The sequence below is a fragment of the Saccharothrix sp. NRRL B-16348 genome, assembly GCF_001280085.1.
Lineage (GTDB): Bacteria > Actinomycetota > Actinomycetes > Mycobacteriales > Pseudonocardiaceae > Actinosynnema.
The window spans coordinates 120,501-139,293 of the sequence record NZ_LGED01000232.1 but is presented as its reverse complement, the minus strand read 5'-3'; the positions used below and the strand labels follow the sequence as shown (position 1 = coordinate 139,293).

Here is an 18,793-nt window from a genome sequence, read left to right as displayed (position 1 = left end):
ATCAAGGAGGAGGAACGGCGTTCTGACGTGGCGGCCGCACCCGCCGCGGCTGGGAGGTGCGGTGGCGCGGACAGGGCGGGACGAGCGGAACGGCCGGGTCGGGCTGGCGCGCTGGCGGCTGCGGGAGGGCGATTCGGCGCTGCTCGCCGGCCGGTTGCCGGAGGCCGCCGACCTGTACACCGTCGCCGCCTACGAGCTGGCCGGCCTCGACACCCGTGACCGCGAGGTCGCCGTGCTGCTCGCCAAGGCGTTGGCCGGGCACGGGCGGGTCGATCTGGGGCGCGACGCCCCGGACCGCGCCCTGGAGACCTTGACGAAGGCCCTTGACCTGGTCGAACAGGCCGAGCCGAACGGCGCGCTGCACGCCGAGGTGCTCGCCTGCCGTGCGTGCGCGCTGCGTGACACGGGGGCGTTGGACGACGCGGTCACGGCGTTCACCGGCGCGTTGGCCATCCTGCGGGCCGTGGGTCGGGCCGGCGAGGCGGTGGTCTGCACGCTCAACGACCTGTCCCACGCGTTCCGGTTGCAGGGCGAGGGGCGGGCCGCCGAGCACGCCGCCCGGGAAGCCGTCGAGCTGGCCGAGCGGATCGCGCCCGGCAGCTGCGCGGCGGCGGTCAGCCACCACTCCCTGCGGCAGGCGTTGGACGACCTGGGGCGGGCGGACGAGGCCGAGGCGCACCTCGTCCGGAGCATCGACCTCCTGCTGCGGCACGCGCCGGACCAGTCCGTGACGGCCGACGCCGTCGACCGGTGGTGCGAGGTGGTGCTGGCACGGCAGGGCCCGCACGACGCCCTGCCCGGCATCGACCGGCACCTCGCCGTGATCGAGCCGGCGGCGCCCGGCGCGCCGGTGGTCGGCGTGCTGCGGCTGTGGCGCGGCATCGGTCTGGCGTCGCTCGGTTCGGACGAGGCGGACACCGAGGCGTTGCGCGAGTTCGACACCGCCGAAGGCGTGCTGGCCGGGCACCCGGTCCAGGCGCGGCGCGCCGCCCTGGCCCGGGCCCACCGGACGAAGTTGCTGTCGTGGCACCAGGATCCGGAGTCCACCGAACGCCCGACCTTCTAGCGCCTCGTGAACCGGCGGTACTGCGCGGCCACCACCTCCGCCGACGCGGCGACGTCCAGGAACATCAGCGAATCCACCCGGCACGTGCACGGGTTCCGCTCCGCCGTGTCCTGCGGGAAGCTGCCGCCCACCTTGATGCCCCTCGGGTCGGTGGCCGACGTGCCGGTGCCGTCGACCCGCCACGGATCGCCGGGCACGGTGTAGAAGCCGGGCAGCGGCCGTCCGTCGCGGTAGAGCGCCATCCGACCCGTGGTGAAGTCGAACGTGGCCGCCAGGTGCACCCAGCGGTTCGGCGGCAGCACGTCCTGCCAGGCCACGTCGGCGGCGTAGGTCTGGGACGCGCCGCCGTCGATCCTCCGCCCGAGGGCGACCAGTCGGAGCTGCCCGTCGACCTCGAACGCCTCGATCAACGCGCGGACGGCGTGCCCCTCGGAGTCACCGCTCAGCAGACCCGCGAGCCCGACCGCGCCGTGACCGGGGGCGGGGTTGGCGCCGGTCTGCTTGAACCAGCCCATGATGGTGATCCCCTTGGCGCCGTTGAACGCCCGCAGCGACTCGGCGCCGTCCGCGTCCCACACGCCCGCCTTCCAGTCGTCGTTCGCGCCGGGTTGGGCGCGCAGTTCCAGGGCGTTGCCGGCGCCGGGGAACGCCGGGTCGCGGGTGCGCATGCGGTCGCCGCCGTTGACGAGTCGGAACAGGGTCCGCGACTCGCCGAGGTCGAGCTCACGGGCGTCGTCCACCGGGAACGGGTGCTCGAAGTCGTAGTGCGCCACCAGGTTCCGGGCCACGTCGGGCGTCACCTCGGACCGCAGGCCCTCGCGCGTGCCGACGACCTGCCGGATCCGACCGTCCGCTTTGGACAGGAGGTACAGCTCGCCTGCGGCGTCGGTGCCGAACCGCAGGTCGACGCGGCCGTCACCGACGATGTCCGCCATCCGCCGCTCGGTGCCGTCGGTGTCGAACACCTTCAGCTCGTGCAGCGGCGCCGGCGGCTCACCACGCCGCATCCGCGCCACGTCGGTGTAGAAGACGCGGCCGTCGACCAGGTCGCCGAAGACGTACTTGCCGTGCAGGCCCGGCACGGCGCTGCCCCGGTAGACCTGGCCGCCGGAGATGGCGTGGCCGCTGTCGGTGGTGCACGACCACCCGGCCGGCGGGTCGTGGTCGTAGGCGGCCACCGGGTAGGTGTAGCCGTGGCGGTCGTCGTCAGCCGGGAGCGGGTAGAGGTGGCACTGGTCCTCGTGGCGGTAGGTGAACGCGCCCTCCCGCTTGCTCCAGCCCAGGTTGTCGCCCGCGCGGACCTCGTACACGGCCTCGATCGAGTGCTGGCCGATGTGCCCGACGTACAGGGCGTGCCCGCCGCCGCGGTCCCAGGTGAACCGGTGCGGGTCGCGCATGCCGTAGGCGTAGATCTCGCCGAGCGCGCCGGGCCGGCCGACGAACGGGTTGGTGGCCGGGATGCCGTACCGCCCGTTCGGGCCGTTCGTGCCGGCGGGGTCGATGCGGAGGATCTTGCCCGCCGGGTTGCCGAGGTCCTGCGGCACGTCGGAGGTCACGCCGAGGCCGCCGTCGCCGACGGCCAGGTACAGCAGGCCGTGGTCGGGGTCGCCGGGCCGGGCGGTCGGGTTGAAGTCGATCTGCTGGACGGCATGGATGTAGGTGGCGAAGCCGTAGCGGAACAGCTCGCGGCGCGTGCCGCTGAACACGTCGGCGGAGGGGTCGGTGGCCGTCCACTCCCAGACGACGCTCTGCACGACGGCGTTCGGCTGGTTGGGGTAGGTCGGCGGCTGGGTGACGATCGCGCCCTCGCCCTCGGTGTGGACGGTGTAGAGCTTGCCGTTGCGGGCGAAGTCGGGGTGGAAGGCCACGAACCCGAACCCGCTCCCCATGCCGCGGCCGGAGAAGAAGTGGGGGAAGTGGGCGGTGAAGTCGAGGTAGCGGTGCTGCGCGTCGCCGTCCAGCAGGTACAGCGTCCCGTTGAGGTCGGGCACGTACCGCCGCCCGGACGCGTCCGGCACCTGACCGACGAAGTTGATCCGGTTGTACCGGTTGAGGCGCGTGTCGGTGGTGGGCGGCGTCGGGCTGGAGGCGGGTAACCGCGCCACTTCGTCGAGCACCAGCCCGAGCCTGGACTGGCGCGGGTCCTGCGGGATCGGATCGGCTATCGGCTCATCCACCACACCACCGGCCGGCACCGCCGTCGACACCACCACGGCCGCCGCGAGCACCGTTGCCCACCACCTGCTCTTGCCCATCGCTGTCCTCCCGACAGGACCCGAATTGTCGGACCCCTTCGATAGAATCGAATCCAGGGTTCCCCTGGGCGGCGACCCTTGCGAAGCACTGCGATTGCCCGGCGAAGGGTGCGAACGAGCGGCGGCGGGTGTTGATCACGGTGGGGACCCGTGGTGACTGCTACTGCCCTCTTGGCGATTGCCACCATTCGGGCATCCCGACGCTACCAGGATCCCGCCATGCCGTTCGGGTGATCGTGTGCGCCGGACCACTACCGTTCGAAGCCGATCCGCCGCACTTCAGCGAACCGGTAAGTCCGACCCTCGCGCCACAACTCGACCAGGGACACAGTCGGAAGGTGCACCGCAACCGGAGGCAGCTCACGAAGCTCGTGCAGCACTGCCGCAACGATGCGATCCGGACGGTCGTGTTCGCGTACGCGATACTCGGATGTGGCCGAAAATACCGGGTGTCCACAACGGTCCGACTACCCAATACCCGTGCGGTGGCCTCAGCCAGCCTACGGTGCATCGCCATGAGTGGCGCCCACGGGCGAGACGCTGAAGCGGAGCGCACCGCGCGAACCGGCAAGCGGCCCGATCTCCAAGGCGAAGCGGCACGAGGTCGAAGGCAGGCGACGCGATCCGGCCCTGACACCGCTTCGCCGGCTGGATCAGGTCAGGGTCGGCAAAGGTCAACATCCAGTAGTACGCCCGCGTGGCAGGCGTCCAGTCCGGCCACGCCCAGTGGTCGTCTGTCCGTTGAACTCCGGGAGAGCGGAGAACGCTGCGGCGTTGTTCCGGATCAGTTCGCAGTCGGCGGGAGTGCGGCGGTCCATGTGGTGTGGCTGGACGACGGAGAAAGCTGCGTTCACGACTCGTTCTTGGCCCGACCGAGGTAGAGGTCGCCCAGGCGGGGGTCGGTCAGGAGGGTGGCGGACGGGCCGCTCAGGTGGACGCGGCCCAGGTCGAGGACGCAGCCCAGGTCGGCGATCTCCAGCGCACGCCGCGCGTTCTGCTCGACCAGCAGCACGGCCGTGCCCGCGTCACGCATCCGCACGATCTGCTCGAACACGGTGGCGGTGGACTTCGGGTCCAGGCCCATCGACGGCTCGTCCAGCAGCACGACCCGCGGCCGGACCATGAGGGAGCGGGCGAATTCCACCTGCTTCTGCTGGCCGCCCGACAACGCGCCGGCCAGTGCGTCCCACCGCTCGCCGACCACCGGGAACAGGGTGCGCACGAAGTCGACCCGCTCGGCCACCACCGCCTTGTCCCGCACGGTGTACGCGCCGAGCAGGACGTTCTCCGCCACCGTCATCTCGCGGAACACGCTGTGCCCCTGCAGCACGTGCGACAGACCGTCCGCCAACAGCGCCTGCGGCCCGCGACCGGTGACGTCGCGACCGTCCACCACGATCCGGCCGGCACGCGGCGCGAGCAGGCCGCTCGCCACCTTCAACACGGTGGACTTGCCCGCGCCGTTCGGCCCGACCAGGCACACCACGGACGCCGGCGGCACGCGCACCGTCAGGCCGCGCAGCACCAGCGCCGCCCGACCGTAACCGGCCTCGACGTCCACCAGTTCGAGCAGGTCAGCCGCCAAGGTAAGCCGCCAGCACGAGAGGGTCGGCACGCACCGCGTCCGGCGGACCGGAGGCGATCGGCCGGCCACGGTCGAACACGACCACGTGATCGGACAAGCTCATCACCACGTCCATGTTGTGCTCCACGATCAGGAACGTCCGGCCTTCCGCGTTCAACGACCGCACCAGCTCGCCGATCCGCTCGACCAACGCCGGGTTCACGCCGCCGGCGGGCTCGTCCAGCAGGATCGTGTCCGGCTCGGCCATCAGCACGCCCGCCAGCTCCAGCAGCTTCTGCTGCCCGTACGACAGGTCACGCGCCTCGACCTCGGCCAGGTGCTCGATGCCCACTCGGGTGAGCAACGCCATCGCACGGTCCACATCGGACTTCCGACGCGCCGGGGCCAACGCCCGCAGCACCGAACCGGGCCGCACCGCCGCCAGCAGGTTCTCCACGGCGGTCAGGCGCGGGAAGACCCGGCACAGCTGGAAGCTGCGCCCGATGCCCGCGTGCGCGATCTTGTGCGCGGGCCGTCCGGTGATGTCACGACCGTGGTACGTGACCGTGCCCGCGTCCGGCTTGACCATCCCGGTGACGCAGTTGAAGAACGTCGTCTTGCCCGACCCGTTCGGCCCGATCAGCGCGTTGATCCGGCCGTGCTGGAACGTCACCGTCGCGTCGTCCACCGCCCGCACGCCACCGTACGACTTGGTGAGCCCTTCGACCCGCAGACCGGTCACCGGCGCACCAACTCCTCCTGCGTGACCTCGCGGATCGACGCCTGGCCCGGCCGCAGCCGCGCCACCAGCCCGCGCAACGCCGGGATGATCCCGTCCGGCAGGAACAGCACCACCACCGCCAGCAGCACGCCCATCGCGACCAAGTGCAGCTGCGTGTCGCCGTACTGCGCCTTGGAGAACTCCGTGGCGTAGCCGACGACGACCGCGCCGACCAGCGGCCCGAACAGGCTCCGCACCCCGCCGAGCAGGCTCATCAGCACCATGTTCGAGCCCACCAGGATGGAGAACTGGAAGATCGGGTCCAGGAAGCCGAACCACAGCGCGTACAGCCCGCCGCCCAACGCGGTGAAGAACGCCGACACCACGAACGCCGCCAGCTTGTACCGCACCGTCGGCACGCCGAGCGACCGCGCCTTGTCCTCGTCCTCGCGGATCGCCTTGAGCCCCATGCCGAACCGCGACCGGTCGATCACCCACCAGCACAGCAGCATCACGCCGAGCAGCACGGCGTGCAGGTGGAAGAACCGCTGGTGCTGCTCGGGCCGCAGCACGTCCGCGTCGAACGGTCGCGGCACGCGCAGCCCGTCCGAGCCGCCGGTCACCGATCCCCAGCTCTGGAACACCAGCAGCAGCACCAGCACCACCGCGATGGACACGATGACGAACGACGCGCCGCGCACCCGGAGCGCGGCGATGCCGACGGGCACCGCGAGCACCGCGACCACCAGCGCGCCGACCACCAACGCCACCCACGGGTTCAGGCCCGCGCGCAGGATCAGCAACCCCGTGGCGTAGCCGCCGAGGCCGGAGTACGCGGCGTGGCCGAGCGAGATGTAGCCGGTGAACCCGCCGACGAAGTTCCACCCCGTGGCCAGCACGGCGTAGCTCGCGATCACCACGCCGACCGACAGCACGAACGGGTCGGAGGCCAGGCTGGGGAACGCCACCAGGAACGCGGCGAGCACCACCAGCCCGACGGCCTTCACGAGAACCTCAGAACCGCTGCGCAAGGCGGCCTCCGAAGAACCCCTGCGGACGCAGGATCAGCGTCACGAACAGCGCGGCGTAGAAGAACGTCTGCGCCCACGTGGTGCCCAGCGGCAGTTGCAGCAGGTTCTGCCCGACGCCGAGCAGCAGCGCCGCGATGGCCGCACCGCCGACGCTGCCGAGCCCGCCGACGACGATGATCGCCATCAGCGGCCCGATCCAGGCCCAGTGCAGCGACGGGTAGATCGTGGCGTCCAGCGCCAGCGCGGTCCCGCCGACGGCGGCCGTGGCCAGGCCGAGCCCGAAGCCGTACCCGGCGACCCGGTCCGTGTCCACGCCCAGCAGCCGGGCCGCCTCGCGGTGCTGCATGGTGGCCCGCAGCGCCTGGCCGAACCGGGTGACCTTGAGCAGCACGTGCAGGCCCGCCAACGTCACCACGGCCAGCCCGAACGCGATCAGCTTGACCAGCGCCACGCTCGCGCCGAACAGCTCCAGCCGCGCGCCCGCGTAGGACAGCGGCAGGCGGCGGTGCGTGCCGGTGAACACGAGCCCGAGCGCGCCTTCCACCGCCAACGCCACCGCGAACGTGAGCAGCACCGACATCATCGTCATCGTGGCCGGCCGCAGCCTGGCGACCAGCAGCCGCTGCACGCCCACGCCCACCGCGAAGAACAACGGCACCGTGACCACCAGCGACAGCATCGGGTCCAGCCCGGTGCCCACGGTGAACGCCCACGCCAGGTACGCGGCCAGCACCAGGAACGCGGCGTGCGCGATCATCACCACGCGCATCACGCCGAAGTAGAGGGTCAGACCGGCGGCCAGCAGGGCGTACAGGCCGCCCATGAGCACGCCGAGCACGAGGCTCTGGAAGACGAGGGACACCCGGCCTCACCACGCGGGTTTCGGGTAGACCAGCTCGGCTTCCTTCGCCTCGGCGGGCAGCACGATGCGGATCTCGCCGCCCACGTACTGCTGGATCAGGTGCGCGCCCTGCGGCCGGCCCGCCGAGTCCCACCGCAGCGGGCCGACGACCGTGCGCACCTCGTTGGCGTGCAGCCAGTCGATCATCTTGCGCTGGCACTCCTTCGACGGGTCGGCGCAGCCCGCGGCCGTGACGGCGGCGGCGACGACCTGGCCGGTGGTCCAGGCGTTGGCCTCGTCCTCGGTGGGCGCGGCGCCGTGCTCACGGGCGTAGAAGTCCACGAACTCCTTGTTGGACGGGTAGTCCGCCTCGGGCGTGTAGCCGGTCGGCGAGAGGATGCCCTCGGTCTGCGCGCCGATCGCCTTGGGGAACTCGGGGTTGGTCGGCGCGGTGGAGAAGGCGGCCAGCTTCGGCTGGTAGTTCAGCTGCCGCAGGGCCACGATGAGGTTCACCGCGTCCTGGTACTGCGTGCCGCCGACCACGACGTCCGCGCGCGAGTCGGCGATCTTGGCGGCGATCGAGCCGAAGTCGGTGGTGTTGGGCGGGTACACCTCGTCCACCACGGTGCGGATGCCCGCCGCGGCCAGCTTCTCCTTGAGCCCGTTGGCCGTGCCCTGGGCGAACGGGTCGTCCATCGCCGCGTACGCCGCCGTTTTCGGCCGGGTGGCCTCGGGCATCGCGGTGATCGCCTCGGCGAGGTGGTCGTAGTGGTCCTGGGCGATGGCGGGCGCGGCGTAGAACAGGTTGTCGAAGCCCTGCTCGAACACCTCGCGCGCGGCGCCCGCCGGTTCCACGAACAGGAAACCGTAGTCGCGCGCCACCTGCGCGGCCGGGATGACCAGGCGGGTGGAGAACGGGCCGAAGACGAGGTCGACGCCGTCGGAGTTGATCAGCTTCTCGTAGTCGGCGGCCACGCGGTCGGCGTTGGACTGGTCGTCCAGGACGATCAGCTCGACCTGGCGGCCGAGGAGCCCGCCGTTCTCGTAGACGTGCTTCGCCCAGGCCTCGTAGCCGCGCTGCACGCCCTTGCCCGGTTCGGAGAAGTCGCCGGTCAGGGGCAACGAGACGCCGACACGGATCGGCCCGTCACCGCCCGCGCCGCCTTCGGCGGGCCTGCCGCCGAAGCACCCGGAGACCAGCAGCGCCACGGTCGCGCCGAGGGCGCCGATCCGGAGCCCGTGAGCGATGTCCATCGTCCACCCGTCGTCGAGGGATGAGGTAAGCGCTTTCCGAGCATAGGAAGCCCACGGTGGCGTGACAAGGACCCGAAATTATTCCACGCGACCCGTAATCATCCGAATTGCCGGTCGGCCACCGACCGCACTTTTCGTGAGCAACCCTCACAATGTCGCCGAATGCAGCAATACCCGTGGGCACGTAATCAGAACTCAACGGCAATGACACCCGGCCATAGACTGTTACCCACCGTCACCGCATTAGGCATCGCACATCGTGATCGACTTCAGGGTTCCGCTCGCAATTCCGCAGCCTTGAGGGCGTCCGCGGCCGAGGTTGTGACCAGGAGTGATGCAATGGTAACGCTGTCTCGATCACGGACTGTGTCGATCAAGATCGGTGGTTCTCACACGCTTTTCACGTGCCCACCGAGAGGTATTGGCGGAAGCCCGAAGCGCCCTGCCACACCGGTATTGCCGACGTACTGGACCGCGTGTGTGATGGGCGCGAAATCACGCCAGGCCGCACGTCGCACCGGAAGTCCGTGCTGCCGAAAACCGGCGGAATACAACATGGGGGAATACCAGTGAGCCTCGCCGCCCGGACGACCAGCTACTTCACCACTCCGCAGCACGAGCGGCTGCGCGCCGAGGTGCGCGCGTTCGCCGAGGCGGAGGTCGCGCCGGAGGTGGCCGGCATGGAGGAGTCCCGAGCCGTCCACGTCGAGCTGTCCCGGCTGATCGCGCGGCAGGGCTGGCTCGGTGTCACCGTCGAGCCGAGGTACGGCGGAATGGGTCTGGGCCACCTGGCCAAGACCATCATCATCGAGGAGCTGTCACGCGTCAGCGGCGCGATGGGCGCCATGGTGCAGGCGTCCCAGCTGGGCGTCGCGAAGATCGTGCACTTCGGCGACGAGGAGCAGAAGCGGCACTGGCTGCCGCGGGTGAGCGACGGCCGATGTCTGCCCACCATCGCGGTGACCGAACCGGAGGCGGGCGGGCACGTGCTCGGCATGGCCGCCACCGCCGAACGGGTGGGCGACGAGTACGTCCTCAACGGGCGCAAGGTGTTCGTCGGCAACAGCCACGTCGGCGACCTGCACGGCGTGGTGGTCCGCACCGGGCCCGGCTCGAGCGGCCTGTCCGCGTTCCTGGTGGAGGCGACCGCGCCGGGCTTCTCGCTGGCGCCGCACCGGCCCGCCATGGGCCTGCACGGCTTCAGCTTCGGCGAGCTGGTCTTCGAGGACTGCCGCGTCCCGGCGAGGAACCTGCTGGGCGCCGAGGGGGACGGCCTCGCCGTCGCCTACTCGTCCAGCGTCCTGTACGGGCGGCCCAACCTGACCGCCGTGTCGCTCGGCATCCACCGCGCGATCGTGGAGCAGACGGTCGAGTTCGCGAGCAGCCACCGGCGTTACGGCAAGCCGCTGTCCGACCTGCCCACCGTGAAGCAGAAGCTGGGCCAGCTGCAGTCCCAGCTGATGACCGCGCGGCTGGCCGCGTACCACGCCGCGCACCTGCTCGACCAGGGCATCCCGTGCGACGCGGACTTGATCAGCGCCAAGCTGCTCAACGTCGAGTCCTCTTTGGACTCCGCGCGCACCGCGATGGAGGTGCACGCGGCGTACGGGCTGGACCCCGGCCGCACCGTCGAGCGCCTGCTGCGCGACGCCAACCACATCTACTCCCCCGCCGGCACCTCGGACATCCAGCGGCTGCGGCTGGCCGAGGTGGCCCTGGGCACCTACCGGGACCAGTGGTCCGCCCGGCTGTCCGACAAGCTGCGCGCGAGCAGCGCGGGGCTGGACCGGGTGACGCTCGTGGCGGGCGAGCCGGCGAACCTCCCGACCGGGGAACCCGCGGTCGCCACGTCGCGCTAGCCGAGGCCGGGCTCTTCCGGGACGTCCCGACCGTCCCGGAGGAGCCCGGGCTTGACGCGGCGCGGCTCGCCCAGCTTCACGGCCACCACGCCACCGAGGATCAGCACGCCGCCGGCCAGCTGGATCAGGCCCGGCGCCTCGCCGAGCAGCAGCCACGCGAACACCAGCGCCAGCACGACCTCGGTCAACGCCACGAACGACGCCAGCCGCGAGCCGAGCCGCCTGGTCGCGGCGATGCCGGTGACGTACGCGAGCGCCGCCGTCACCACGCCGAGCGCGAGCGCCGGCAGCCACCACGCCACGGTGAACCCGTCGAACGCGACCGGCGCGGCCGACACCGCGAACGGGACGATCCCGACCGCGCCCGCCAGCACCAGCACGACACCGCCCAGCAGCAACCCGCCCGCGGCCAGCACGGTTCCCGGCAGCCCGTCGGCGTCACGCGCGTTCAGCACGAAGTACACCGCCGCGCCCACCATCGCGCCCAACGCCCACAGCACGCCCACGACGCTGACCTGCGCGCCGGACACGACGTCGAGCACCAGCAACAGCCCGGCCAGGCCCAGCACGCCGCCGAGCACCGTCAGCCGGGTGGGCCGCTGACCGTGCCGCAGCCACAACCAGCCGACGACGGCCACCGGCGCGGTGTACTCGACCAGCAGCGCGACCCCGACCTCCATGTGCGCGACGGCGTTGAAGAACGCCAACTGGCAGCCCGCCACCGCGACCAGCCCGTAAGCGGTGATCAGCGGCGCGGTGCGGCGCAGCAGGCCCCACCGGCCGCGCAGCTGCACGACCGCGATCGGCGCCAGCACCGCGGCGGCCAGCAGCACCCGCACCGCGACCGCGGCGGCCGACGACCAGCCCGCGTCCATCAGGCCGCGCGCCAGCGGCCCGGACAACCCGAAGGACGACGCCGACAGCAGCGCGAAGCCCAACCCGGCCCGCAGCCCGCCCACCCGCACGTCATGTGTCATCGTCGCCATGACTCATGACGCTATGGACCTCAGGAGTAATCTGTCAACATGCTTTTCACCCATGACACGACGGCGTCGCTGGTCGCCGCGGTCGCCTTGGTGAACTCGGCCGAGGAGCCGGACACGATGACCGACCAGGCGCAGCTGGACGCGTTCTACGCCGAGCACGGCTACACCGGTTCGCGCGCGCACGACGCGGCCGAGCTGGAGGCCGTCCGCGCGCTGCGCGGCCCGCTGCGCCGGCTCCTGACCAGCGACCGCGACACCGCCGCCGTGATCGTGAACGACATCCTGGCCGCGCACCACGCCGTGCCGCAGCTCGTGCGGCACGACGGTTTCGACTACCACCTGCACGCCACCGACCCCGCGACGCCGCTCGCGGACCGGATCGCGGTGGAGACGGCCATGGCGATGGTCGACGTGATCCGCGCCGACGAGCTGAGCCGCCTCGCCGTCTGCGCGGACGACACGTGCGACGGGCTCGTGCTCGACCTGTCCCGCAACCGCTCGCGCCGCTACTGCAGCACGGCGTGCGGCAACCGGATCGCCGTCGCGGCCTACCGCGCCCGCAAGAACTGAACCCTTCTCACACTTCGACCGCGGAGGGCACACCCGATCCGACATCAGTGAGCCACATCACTCGATTGGCGGCCTCGCCACCGGACTGATAATGATTACCATTCCTCAGTCCCGGTCCGACGCCCCCTCCGGAGGAGCACGCGTGGCGCACTTGTTGATGATCGAGAGCTGGGTCGGCGCGATGAGTTCGTTGCTGCCACGGGCGATCCACGAGTCCGGCCACCGGTTCACCTTCCTCACCCGCGACCTCCAGCACTACCTGCGCTCCGCGCCCGCGCACCCGCACCCGTTGCTGACCGCGGACAACGTGCTCACCGCCGAGACCAACGACGTGCCGTCGCTGCTGTCCTATGTGGAACGCGTGCACGGCGTGCTGGCGTTCGACGGCGTGATCTCCTCCTGCGACTACTACCTCTCCACCGTCGCCGCCGTGGCCGCGCACCTCGGCCTGCCCGGCGCGGACCCGAAGGCCGTCGAACGCGCCTACCGCAAGGACCTCACCCGCACGACCACTTCGGCGGCAGGCGTGCCGGGACCGCGGTTCGCGCTGACCCAGGAGTGGTCCGCGACCGCGAAGGCCGCCGCCGAGCTGGGCTACCCGCTGGTGGTCAAGCCGGTCGACCTGTGCGCGGGGATGCACGTGCGCGAGGTGCGCGACGAGGCCGCGCTCCGCGAGGCGTACCTGGCGCTGGAGGCGTTCCCGGTCAACGCCCGAGGGCAGGAGCGGGTGCCGACCGTGCTGCTGGAGGAGCTGCTGGTGGGCCCCGAGGTGAGCGTCGAGACGGTGACCGCGGCCGGCACGACGTACGTGATCGGGGTGACCGACAAGAGCCTGGCCGGGCGGCCGTGGTTCGTGGAGAGCGGCCACATGTTCCCGGCCGCGCTGAGCGACGCCGACCGGGACGCGGCCGTGGACACCGCCGTGAGCGCGATCGACGCGCTGGGCCTCGACCACGCGGTGGCGCACACCGAGGTCAAGCTGACCGCCGACGGCCCCCGGCTGATCGAGGTCAACCCGCGCCCGGCGGGCAACCGGATCACCGAGCTGGTCCGCCGGGTGACCGGCATCGACCTGCCCTCGGTGTTCGCCGACCTCGCCGTCGGCCGCCAACCGGACCTGCGGGCACGGGAGACCGGTGTGCGCAGCGCGGCCGTCTCGTTCCTGCTGCCGCCCCGCGCGGGCGTGGTGGCGGGGATCGACGGCGTCGAGGCCTTGGCCGCGAACCCGGAGGTGGTCGACTGGGCGGCGAAGTCGGCCGGACACCGCGCCGGCGAACCGACCAGCAACAACAGCTACCTCGGGCACGTCATGGTCACCTCCCCGGACACCGACGCCCGCACCCGCGCCGAGCGCGTCGTCGGCACCCTGGACGTCCGCTACGCGGAGACCACCGCGTGACCGCGCACGCCGAACGAGCCGCCGACACCCCTCCTGCGGCCGAACACCGCCCCACCGCGCGGGCAAACCGGCCCGCCGACACCCGGCACGCGGCCGGACACCGCCCTACCGCGCCGGCAAACCGGGCCGCCGACACCTCCGGCATGCGGGAACCGGCCGGACACCGCCCCACCGCGCGGGCAGGCCGAACGCCGGGAGGCGTCGCGTGACCGCGCAGGCCGACCGGCGGCCCCTGTCGGGCGTCACCGAGCTGATCGCGCTGGCACGGGCGGGTGCGTTGGGGCCGGACCCCACCGAGTCCCGGGTCAGCGTCGCGTTCACCACCAGGCAGGGCGCGCGGCACGTGTCGCGTGACCAGGTGTACCGCAACACGGTGATCAGCGTCCGGGTCGGTGACGCGGTCGGCTCGTGCGCGGTCGAGCCCGAGGGCGCGGACGACGCGACCGTGACCGAGTGCGTCGGCGAGACGGTCGCCGACCTGCTCGCCCACCCGGACACCGCGATCCGCACGGCGGTGCTGGACGCGTACCTCATGCACGCCCACCCCCACCACCTCGCCGCCGCGCGGCACGTCGTGATCGGCGCCGGCGACTCCCTGGCCAAGTCGATGGCCCGCGCGTCGGCGGTGGTCGACCTGCTCGACGCCGTGCCCGGCCAACGGGTCCTGGTCGTCGGCGTGGTGAACTCGCTGCTGCACCACCTGCGCGCCCGCGGCCTCGAGTACGTGCCGTGCGACCTCAAGGGCGGCCGCACCGAGTGGGGCGAGCCGATCGTCACCGACGCGCTCGCCGCCGTCGCCGACTGCGACCTGGTGCTGGCCTCCGGCATGACGGTCGGCAACGGCAGCTTCGAACCGCTGCTGCGCGCGGCCGTGGCCGATGACCGGCCGCTGGTGGTGTTCGCCCAGACCGCGAGCGCGATCGTGCCGTGGTTCCTCGGCTCGGGCGTCACGGCGGTGTCCGCGGAGCCGTACCCGTTCTTCTGGCTGCACGGCGGCCCGACCACGCTGCACCACTACCGCGCCCCGGGACGGGTCCGGTGACCGTGCGGCGCAACCCCCACCTGTTCGACCTGCTCGGCAACACCCCGGTCGCCCGCATCGACACGCCGCTGCCCCACCGGCACGGCGGGTTCTGGGCGAAGCTGGAGTGCCTGAGCGCGGGCGGCATGAAGGCCCGTTCGGCGGTCGCGATGCTGTTAGCCGCACGGGAGCGCGGCGAGCTGCGCCCCGGCGCGGTGGTCGTCGAGTCGACCAGCGGCACGCTCGGCCTCGGGCTGGCGTTCGCCGGCCAGGCGCTGGGGCACCCGGTGGTGCTGGTGGTCGACCACGAGCTGGAGCCGTCGATGCGCGCGTTGCTGCGTGCGCACGGCGCGCGGCTGGAGGTCGTGGACCGACCGCACCCGACCGGCGGCTGGCAGCAGGCCAGGCTGGACCGGCTGCACGACGTGCTGCGGGGGCTGCCCGGCGCGTACTGGCCCGACCAGTACAACAACCCGGACAACCCCGCCGGGTACGCGGGGCTGGCGCGGGAACTGGCGGCCCAGCTCGACCACGCGGACGTGCTGGTGTGCAGCGTCGGCACGGGCGGGCACAGCGCGGGCGTCGTCACGGCCCTGCGCCGGTACTGGCCGGACGTGCGGCTGATCGGCGTGGACACGGTCGGCTCGACCATCTTCGGCCAGCCCGCTCGGCAACGGGTCATGCGCGGGCTCGGCAGCAGCATCCACCCGCGCAACGTCGCCTACGAGGAGTTCGACGAGGTGCACTGGCTCGGCCCGGTCGAGGTGGTGGACGCGTGCCGCCGCCTGGCGCGGGACTGCTTCGTCACCGGCGGCTGGAGCACCGGCGCGGTCGCCCTGGTGTCGGCGTGGGTGGCGCGCGTCGAGCCGGGCGCGACCGTGGTGACGATCTTCCCCGACGGCCCGCACCGCTACCTCGGCACCATCTTCGACGACGACTTCTGCCGGTCACGGGGCCTGCTGGGGACGCCGGAGGACCGGCCGGTCGAGATCGCCGACACCGACGGGATCGAGGTCACCAGCTGGGCCCGGTGCCGGACCGTCTACGCGCCCAAGGCTGTCGGGGTGCCGGCGTGAGGCTCGACTGGGCGGTGTACGGGCTGGAGCTGCGGTCGCCGTTGCGCATCTCGCGGTCGGTGATGGCGCGTCGTGACGCCGTGCGCGTGGTCCTCGAGTGGGACGGGATCCGCGGCCACGGCGAGGTCGTGACCAGCCAGTACTACGGGCTGGACGTGGAGCGGATCACCGGGCTGCTGCGGGACCTGGCCCCGGTCGTCGCCGACTGCGCTGACCCCGCGGAACTCCGGGAACGCCTGCCCGAGCTGCCGCCGGGTGTGCTCGCCGCCGTGGACGCCGCGCTGCACGACCTGGCCGCGTTGCGCGCCGGGGTGCCGGTGCACGTGTCGCTCGGCGTTCCACAGTGGACGGACGTGCCGACGGCCTACACGATCGGCATCGGCTCGGCGCGCGACGCCGCCGTCGAGGCCGAAGCGCTGGCCGCGCGCGGGTTCACCGTGCTGAAGGTCAAGGTCGGCGCGGAGGACGACGTCGCCCGGGTCACCGCCGTGCGGGCCGCCGCGCCCGACGCCCGCCTCATCCTCGACCCGAACGGCGGCTGGACCGCCGAGGAGGCCGTGCGGGTGGTCGACCGGCTCACGGGTGTCGACGCGCTCGAACAGCCGCTCCCGCCCGGCCGGTGGGACGAGCTGGCGTGGCTGCGCGAGCGGTGCGCGGTGCCGTTGATCGCGGACGAGGACGCCGCCACCGTCGCCGACGTGCGGGCGCTCGCGGGCCTGGTCGACGGGGTGAACGTCAAGCTGGCCAAGTGCGGCGGCATCACCGCGGCCCGCGAGATCATCGACGTCGCGCGGGCGTGCGGGCTGGACGTGATGCTCGGCTGCCTGGTGGCCAGCTCGCTCGGCATCGCGCCGGCCGTGCACCTGACCGGCCACGCCCGGTGGGTGGACCTGGACGGCCACCTGCTGCTGGCGGACGACCCGTGGACCGGCATCGGTGGCGAGGACGGCACCCTCCGCCTGACCGGCGCACCCGGTCTCGGCGTGACGCCGGCCAACGCGGAACCCGCTACTGCCAAACCCACCAATGGGCCCACTACCACTCAGCCCACCACCGCCGAACCTACGACCGCCGAGCCCACCACCACCGCTGAGCCCACCACCCGGTCCACCACCGCTGGGCCCACCACCGAACGCACCGCTGGGCCCACCACCGCTGGGCCGGCCACGTTCGACCCGGTCGTGCGCCGATGAGGCGCTTCCCGTGGTCCGTGCGCCTGCTGCTGGTCAACCAGTTCGGCGTCAACACCGGCTTCTACCTGCTGATCCCCTACCTGGCCACGCACCTGGGCGACCTCGGCCTGTCGGTCGCGGCCATCGGCACCGTGCTCGGCGTGCGGACGTTGAGCCAGCAAGGGCTGTTCCTGTTCGGCGGCTCGGCGTCCGACCGGCTCGGGCCGCGGCGCGTCATCGTCGCGGGCTGCGCGGTCCGGGCCGTCGGGTTCGGCTTGTTCGCGGCGGGCGAGTCGGTGGCGGTGCTGCTGGCCGCCTCCGTCCTCAGTGGACTGGCCGGCGCGTTGTTCAACCCGGCCGTGCGCGCGTACATCGCCGAGGAGTCCGAGGACCGGGCGGGCGCGTTCGCGCTGTTCAACGCCTACGGGCAGGCGGGCGCGCTGGCCGGGCCGCTGCTCGGCGGCCTGCTGATGCTGTGGGACTTCCGGATCGCCGCACTGGTGGCGGCCGGGATCTTCGCCGCGCTCACGGTCGCGCAGGCCGTCGTGCTGCCCGACCGGCCGGCGGCGCCGCACCAAGGCACGGTGCTCGACGACTGGCGCGAGTGCCTGACCGACCGGCGGTTCCTGGCGTTCACCGGGGCGCTCACCGGCATGTTCGTGCTGCAGAACCAGCTGTACCTGGTGCTGCCGCTGGAGGCGCGGCGGCTGTCCGGCTCGGCGTTCGCCGTCGCGGCGCTGTTCCTGGTGTCCACGATCGCCACCCTGCTGTTCCAGGTGCGCATCACCCGGGCGCTGGACCGGTTCGCGCGCGGTCGGGCCATCGCGCTCGGGCTCGCGGTGATGGGGCTCGGGTTCGTCGCCACGGCGGTGAGCCACGTCGGCCCGCTCGGCGGCATCACGCCCGTGCTGGTCACCGCGCTGCTGTTGTCGGTCGGCGTGATGATCGCGCACCCGTTCGTCTACGAGCTGATCCCGGCGTTCGGCCGGACCGGCTTGGCGGGCACCTACTTCGGCGTGTTCTACCTGGTCTCCGGCCTCGCCGCGGCGCTGGGCAACGCGGCGATCGGCTGGGTGTTCGGCCGGTCGGCGCCGGTGGCGTCGCTGCTGTGCGCGGGCATCGGGCTCGGGTGCGCGGCGGCCGTGGCCTGGCTGCACCGACGTGGCGTGCTCACCGTGGAACGAGAGGTGGCCCGATGAAGCTCGGCGAGAACCTGCTGACCGACAACCCCGCGCTCTACGAGCACCAGTTCCCCGATCCCGACCACGTCGCCGCCCGGTTCACGCACGACGTCGTGACCAGGTTCGGCGGCGGCCGGTCCCTGCTCGACGTCGGCTGCGGCACCGGCCGCGACGCCGGGCACCTGGCGAGCCTCGGCCACGACGTGGTCGGGCTGGACAGCTCCGAGCGCATGGTCCAGTACGCCCGCACGCACCACCCGGCGGTCGAGTTCGTGCTCGGCGACATGCGGTCGTTCGCGCTGGGCCGGCGCTTCGACGTGATCACGTGCCTGGACAGCGCCCTGCTCTACTGCCACACGAACGCCGACCTGGACGAGTTCCTGCGCCGCTGCCGCGACCACCTCGAACCGGGCGGCGTGCTGGTGGCGGAGATGCGCAACGGCGCGTTCTTCCTCGGCAACACCGAGCTGCTCGACGGCGTCCGCACCCGCACGGTCACCTGGGAAGGCGTCTCCTACACCTCGCACACCAGGCTCTGGATCGACCACGCCGGCCAACTGCTGCGCCGCCGACGCGAGTGGTGGTGGCCCGGCGCGCAGCCGCTCGTGCAGCGCTCGGCGTGGCGGCTGCTGTTCCCGCAGGAGCTGCGGCACTTCCTCGACCACGCCGGGTTCGACGTGCTCGCCCTGTTCGACTCGCCGGGCCCGCGGACGGACGAGCCGTGGACCGCCGACGCCGACCTCGGCGAAGCCCTGTCCGGCGACCGCCTGCACCTCGTCGCGCGCCTGCGCCACTGA

16 protein-coding genes are annotated in these 18,793 nt (G+C 72.3%); 9 read left to right on the top strand and 7 right to left on the bottom strand.

What is annotated here, in order from left to right:
• The first annotated feature begins 61 nt into the window (after positions 1 to 61).
• Entirely contained in the window at positions 62 to 1,066 is a 1,005-nt protein-coding gene (locus ADK67_RS36175) for a hypothetical protein (protein ID WP_053721060.1), read from the top strand.
• Here ADK67_RS36175 and ADK67_RS36170 read toward each other — a convergent pair.
• The 6 genes from ADK67_RS36170 to ADK67_RS36145 all read right to left on the bottom strand — a co-directional run bounded on the left by ADK67_RS36170 (position 1,063) and on the right by ADK67_RS36145 (position 8,732).
• Positions 1,063 to 3,321 carry a PQQ-dependent sugar dehydrogenase gene (locus ADK67_RS36170; protein ID WP_053721059.1) on the bottom strand — a complete coding sequence of 753 codons (2,259 nt, stop codon included), beginning with the start codon at positions 3,319 to 3,321 and terminating at the stop codon, positions 1,063 to 1,065. The genes ADK67_RS36175 and ADK67_RS36170 overlap by 4 nt on opposite strands.
• Positions 3,322 to 4,171: 850 nt before the next feature.
• Entirely contained in the window at positions 4,172 to 4,906 is a 735-nt protein-coding gene (locus tag ADK67_RS36165; protein ID WP_231648516.1) for an ABC transporter ATP-binding protein, read from the bottom strand.
• Positions 4,896 to 5,627, bottom strand: coding sequence for an ABC transporter ATP-binding protein (locus ADK67_RS36160; protein ID WP_053721057.1), 732 nt, complete (start codon positions 5,625 to 5,627; stop codon positions 4,896 to 4,898). The genes ADK67_RS36165 and ADK67_RS36160 overlap by 11 nt, the downstream gene beginning before the upstream one ends.
• Positions 5,624 to 6,613, bottom strand: coding sequence for a branched-chain amino acid ABC transporter permease (locus ADK67_RS36155; protein ID WP_231648515.1), 990 nt, complete (start codon positions 6,611 to 6,613; stop codon positions 5,624 to 5,626). The genes ADK67_RS36160 and ADK67_RS36155 overlap by 4 nt, the downstream gene beginning before the upstream one ends.
• Positions 6,614 to 6,620: 7 nt before the next feature.
• Positions 6,621 to 7,499 carry a branched-chain amino acid ABC transporter permease gene (locus ADK67_RS36150; protein WP_231648514.1) on the bottom strand — a complete coding sequence of 293 codons (879 nt, stop codon included), beginning with the start codon at positions 7,497 to 7,499 and terminating at the stop codon, positions 6,621 to 6,623.
• 6 nt (positions 7,500 to 7,505) lie between these two features.
• Positions 7,506 to 8,732, bottom strand: coding sequence for an amino acid ABC transporter substrate-binding protein (locus ADK67_RS36145; RefSeq protein ID WP_053721055.1), 1,227 nt, complete (start codon positions 8,730 to 8,732; stop codon positions 7,506 to 7,508).
• 569 nt (positions 8,733 to 9,301) lie between these two features.
• Between ADK67_RS36145 and ADK67_RS36140 the strand changes: the two genes are divergently transcribed.
• Entirely contained in the window at positions 9,302 to 10,591 is a 1,290-nt protein-coding gene (locus tag ADK67_RS36140) for an acyl-CoA dehydrogenase family protein (RefSeq protein ID WP_231648513.1), read from the top strand.
• On the opposite strand, the gene ADK67_RS36135 is transcribed toward ADK67_RS36140, so the two are convergent.
• Positions 10,588 to 11,577: an EamA family transporter gene (locus tag ADK67_RS36135; RefSeq protein WP_082404294.1), complete on the bottom strand. Its 990-nt coding sequence runs from the start codon at positions 11,575 to 11,577 to the stop codon at positions 10,588 to 10,590. The genes ADK67_RS36140 and ADK67_RS36135 overlap by 4 nt on opposite strands.
• Positions 11,578 to 11,616: 39 nt before the next feature.
• Between ADK67_RS36135 and ADK67_RS36130 the strand changes: the two genes are divergently transcribed.
• From ADK67_RS36130 to ADK67_RS36100, 7 genes are all read left to right on the top strand, one after another.
• Positions 11,617 to 12,147, top strand: coding sequence for a CGNR zinc finger domain-containing protein (locus ADK67_RS36130; protein ID WP_053721054.1), 531 nt, complete (start codon positions 11,617 to 11,619; stop codon positions 12,145 to 12,147).
• Between the two features lie 142 nt (positions 12,148 to 12,289).
• Positions 12,290 to 13,546, top strand: a complete 1,257-nt coding sequence (locus ADK67_RS36125) for an ATP-grasp domain-containing protein (RefSeq protein WP_053721053.1) — start codon at positions 12,290 to 12,292, stop codon at positions 13,544 to 13,546.
• A gap of 205 nt (positions 13,547 to 13,751) precedes the next feature.
• The gene (locus tag ADK67_RS36120; protein ID WP_053721052.1) at positions 13,752 to 14,588 is read left to right on the top strand and encodes a Rossmann-like domain-containing protein; all 837 of its coding nucleotides are present in this window, start codon (positions 13,752 to 13,754) and stop codon (positions 14,586 to 14,588) included.
• Entirely contained in the window at positions 14,585 to 15,643 is a 1,059-nt protein-coding gene (locus ADK67_RS36115) for a PLP-dependent cysteine synthase family protein (protein ID WP_053721051.1), read from the top strand. The genes ADK67_RS36120 and ADK67_RS36115 overlap by 4 nt, the downstream gene beginning before the upstream one ends.
• On the top strand, positions 15,640 to 16,836 hold the full coding sequence (locus tag ADK67_RS36110) for a dipeptide epimerase (RefSeq protein WP_063797846.1): 1,197 nt from the start codon (positions 15,640 to 15,642) through the stop codon (positions 16,834 to 16,836). The genes ADK67_RS36115 and ADK67_RS36110 overlap by 4 nt, the downstream gene beginning before the upstream one ends.
• Positions 16,833 to 18,014, top strand: coding sequence for an MFS transporter (locus ADK67_RS36105; protein ID WP_053721050.1), 1,182 nt, complete (start codon positions 16,833 to 16,835; stop codon positions 18,012 to 18,014). The genes ADK67_RS36110 and ADK67_RS36105 overlap by 4 nt, the downstream gene beginning before the upstream one ends.
• Positions 18,011 to 18,793, top strand: coding sequence for a class I SAM-dependent methyltransferase (locus ADK67_RS36100; protein ID WP_053721049.1), 783 nt, complete (start codon positions 18,011 to 18,013; stop codon positions 18,791 to 18,793). Before ADK67_RS36105 ends, ADK67_RS36100 begins: the two co-directional genes overlap by 4 nt.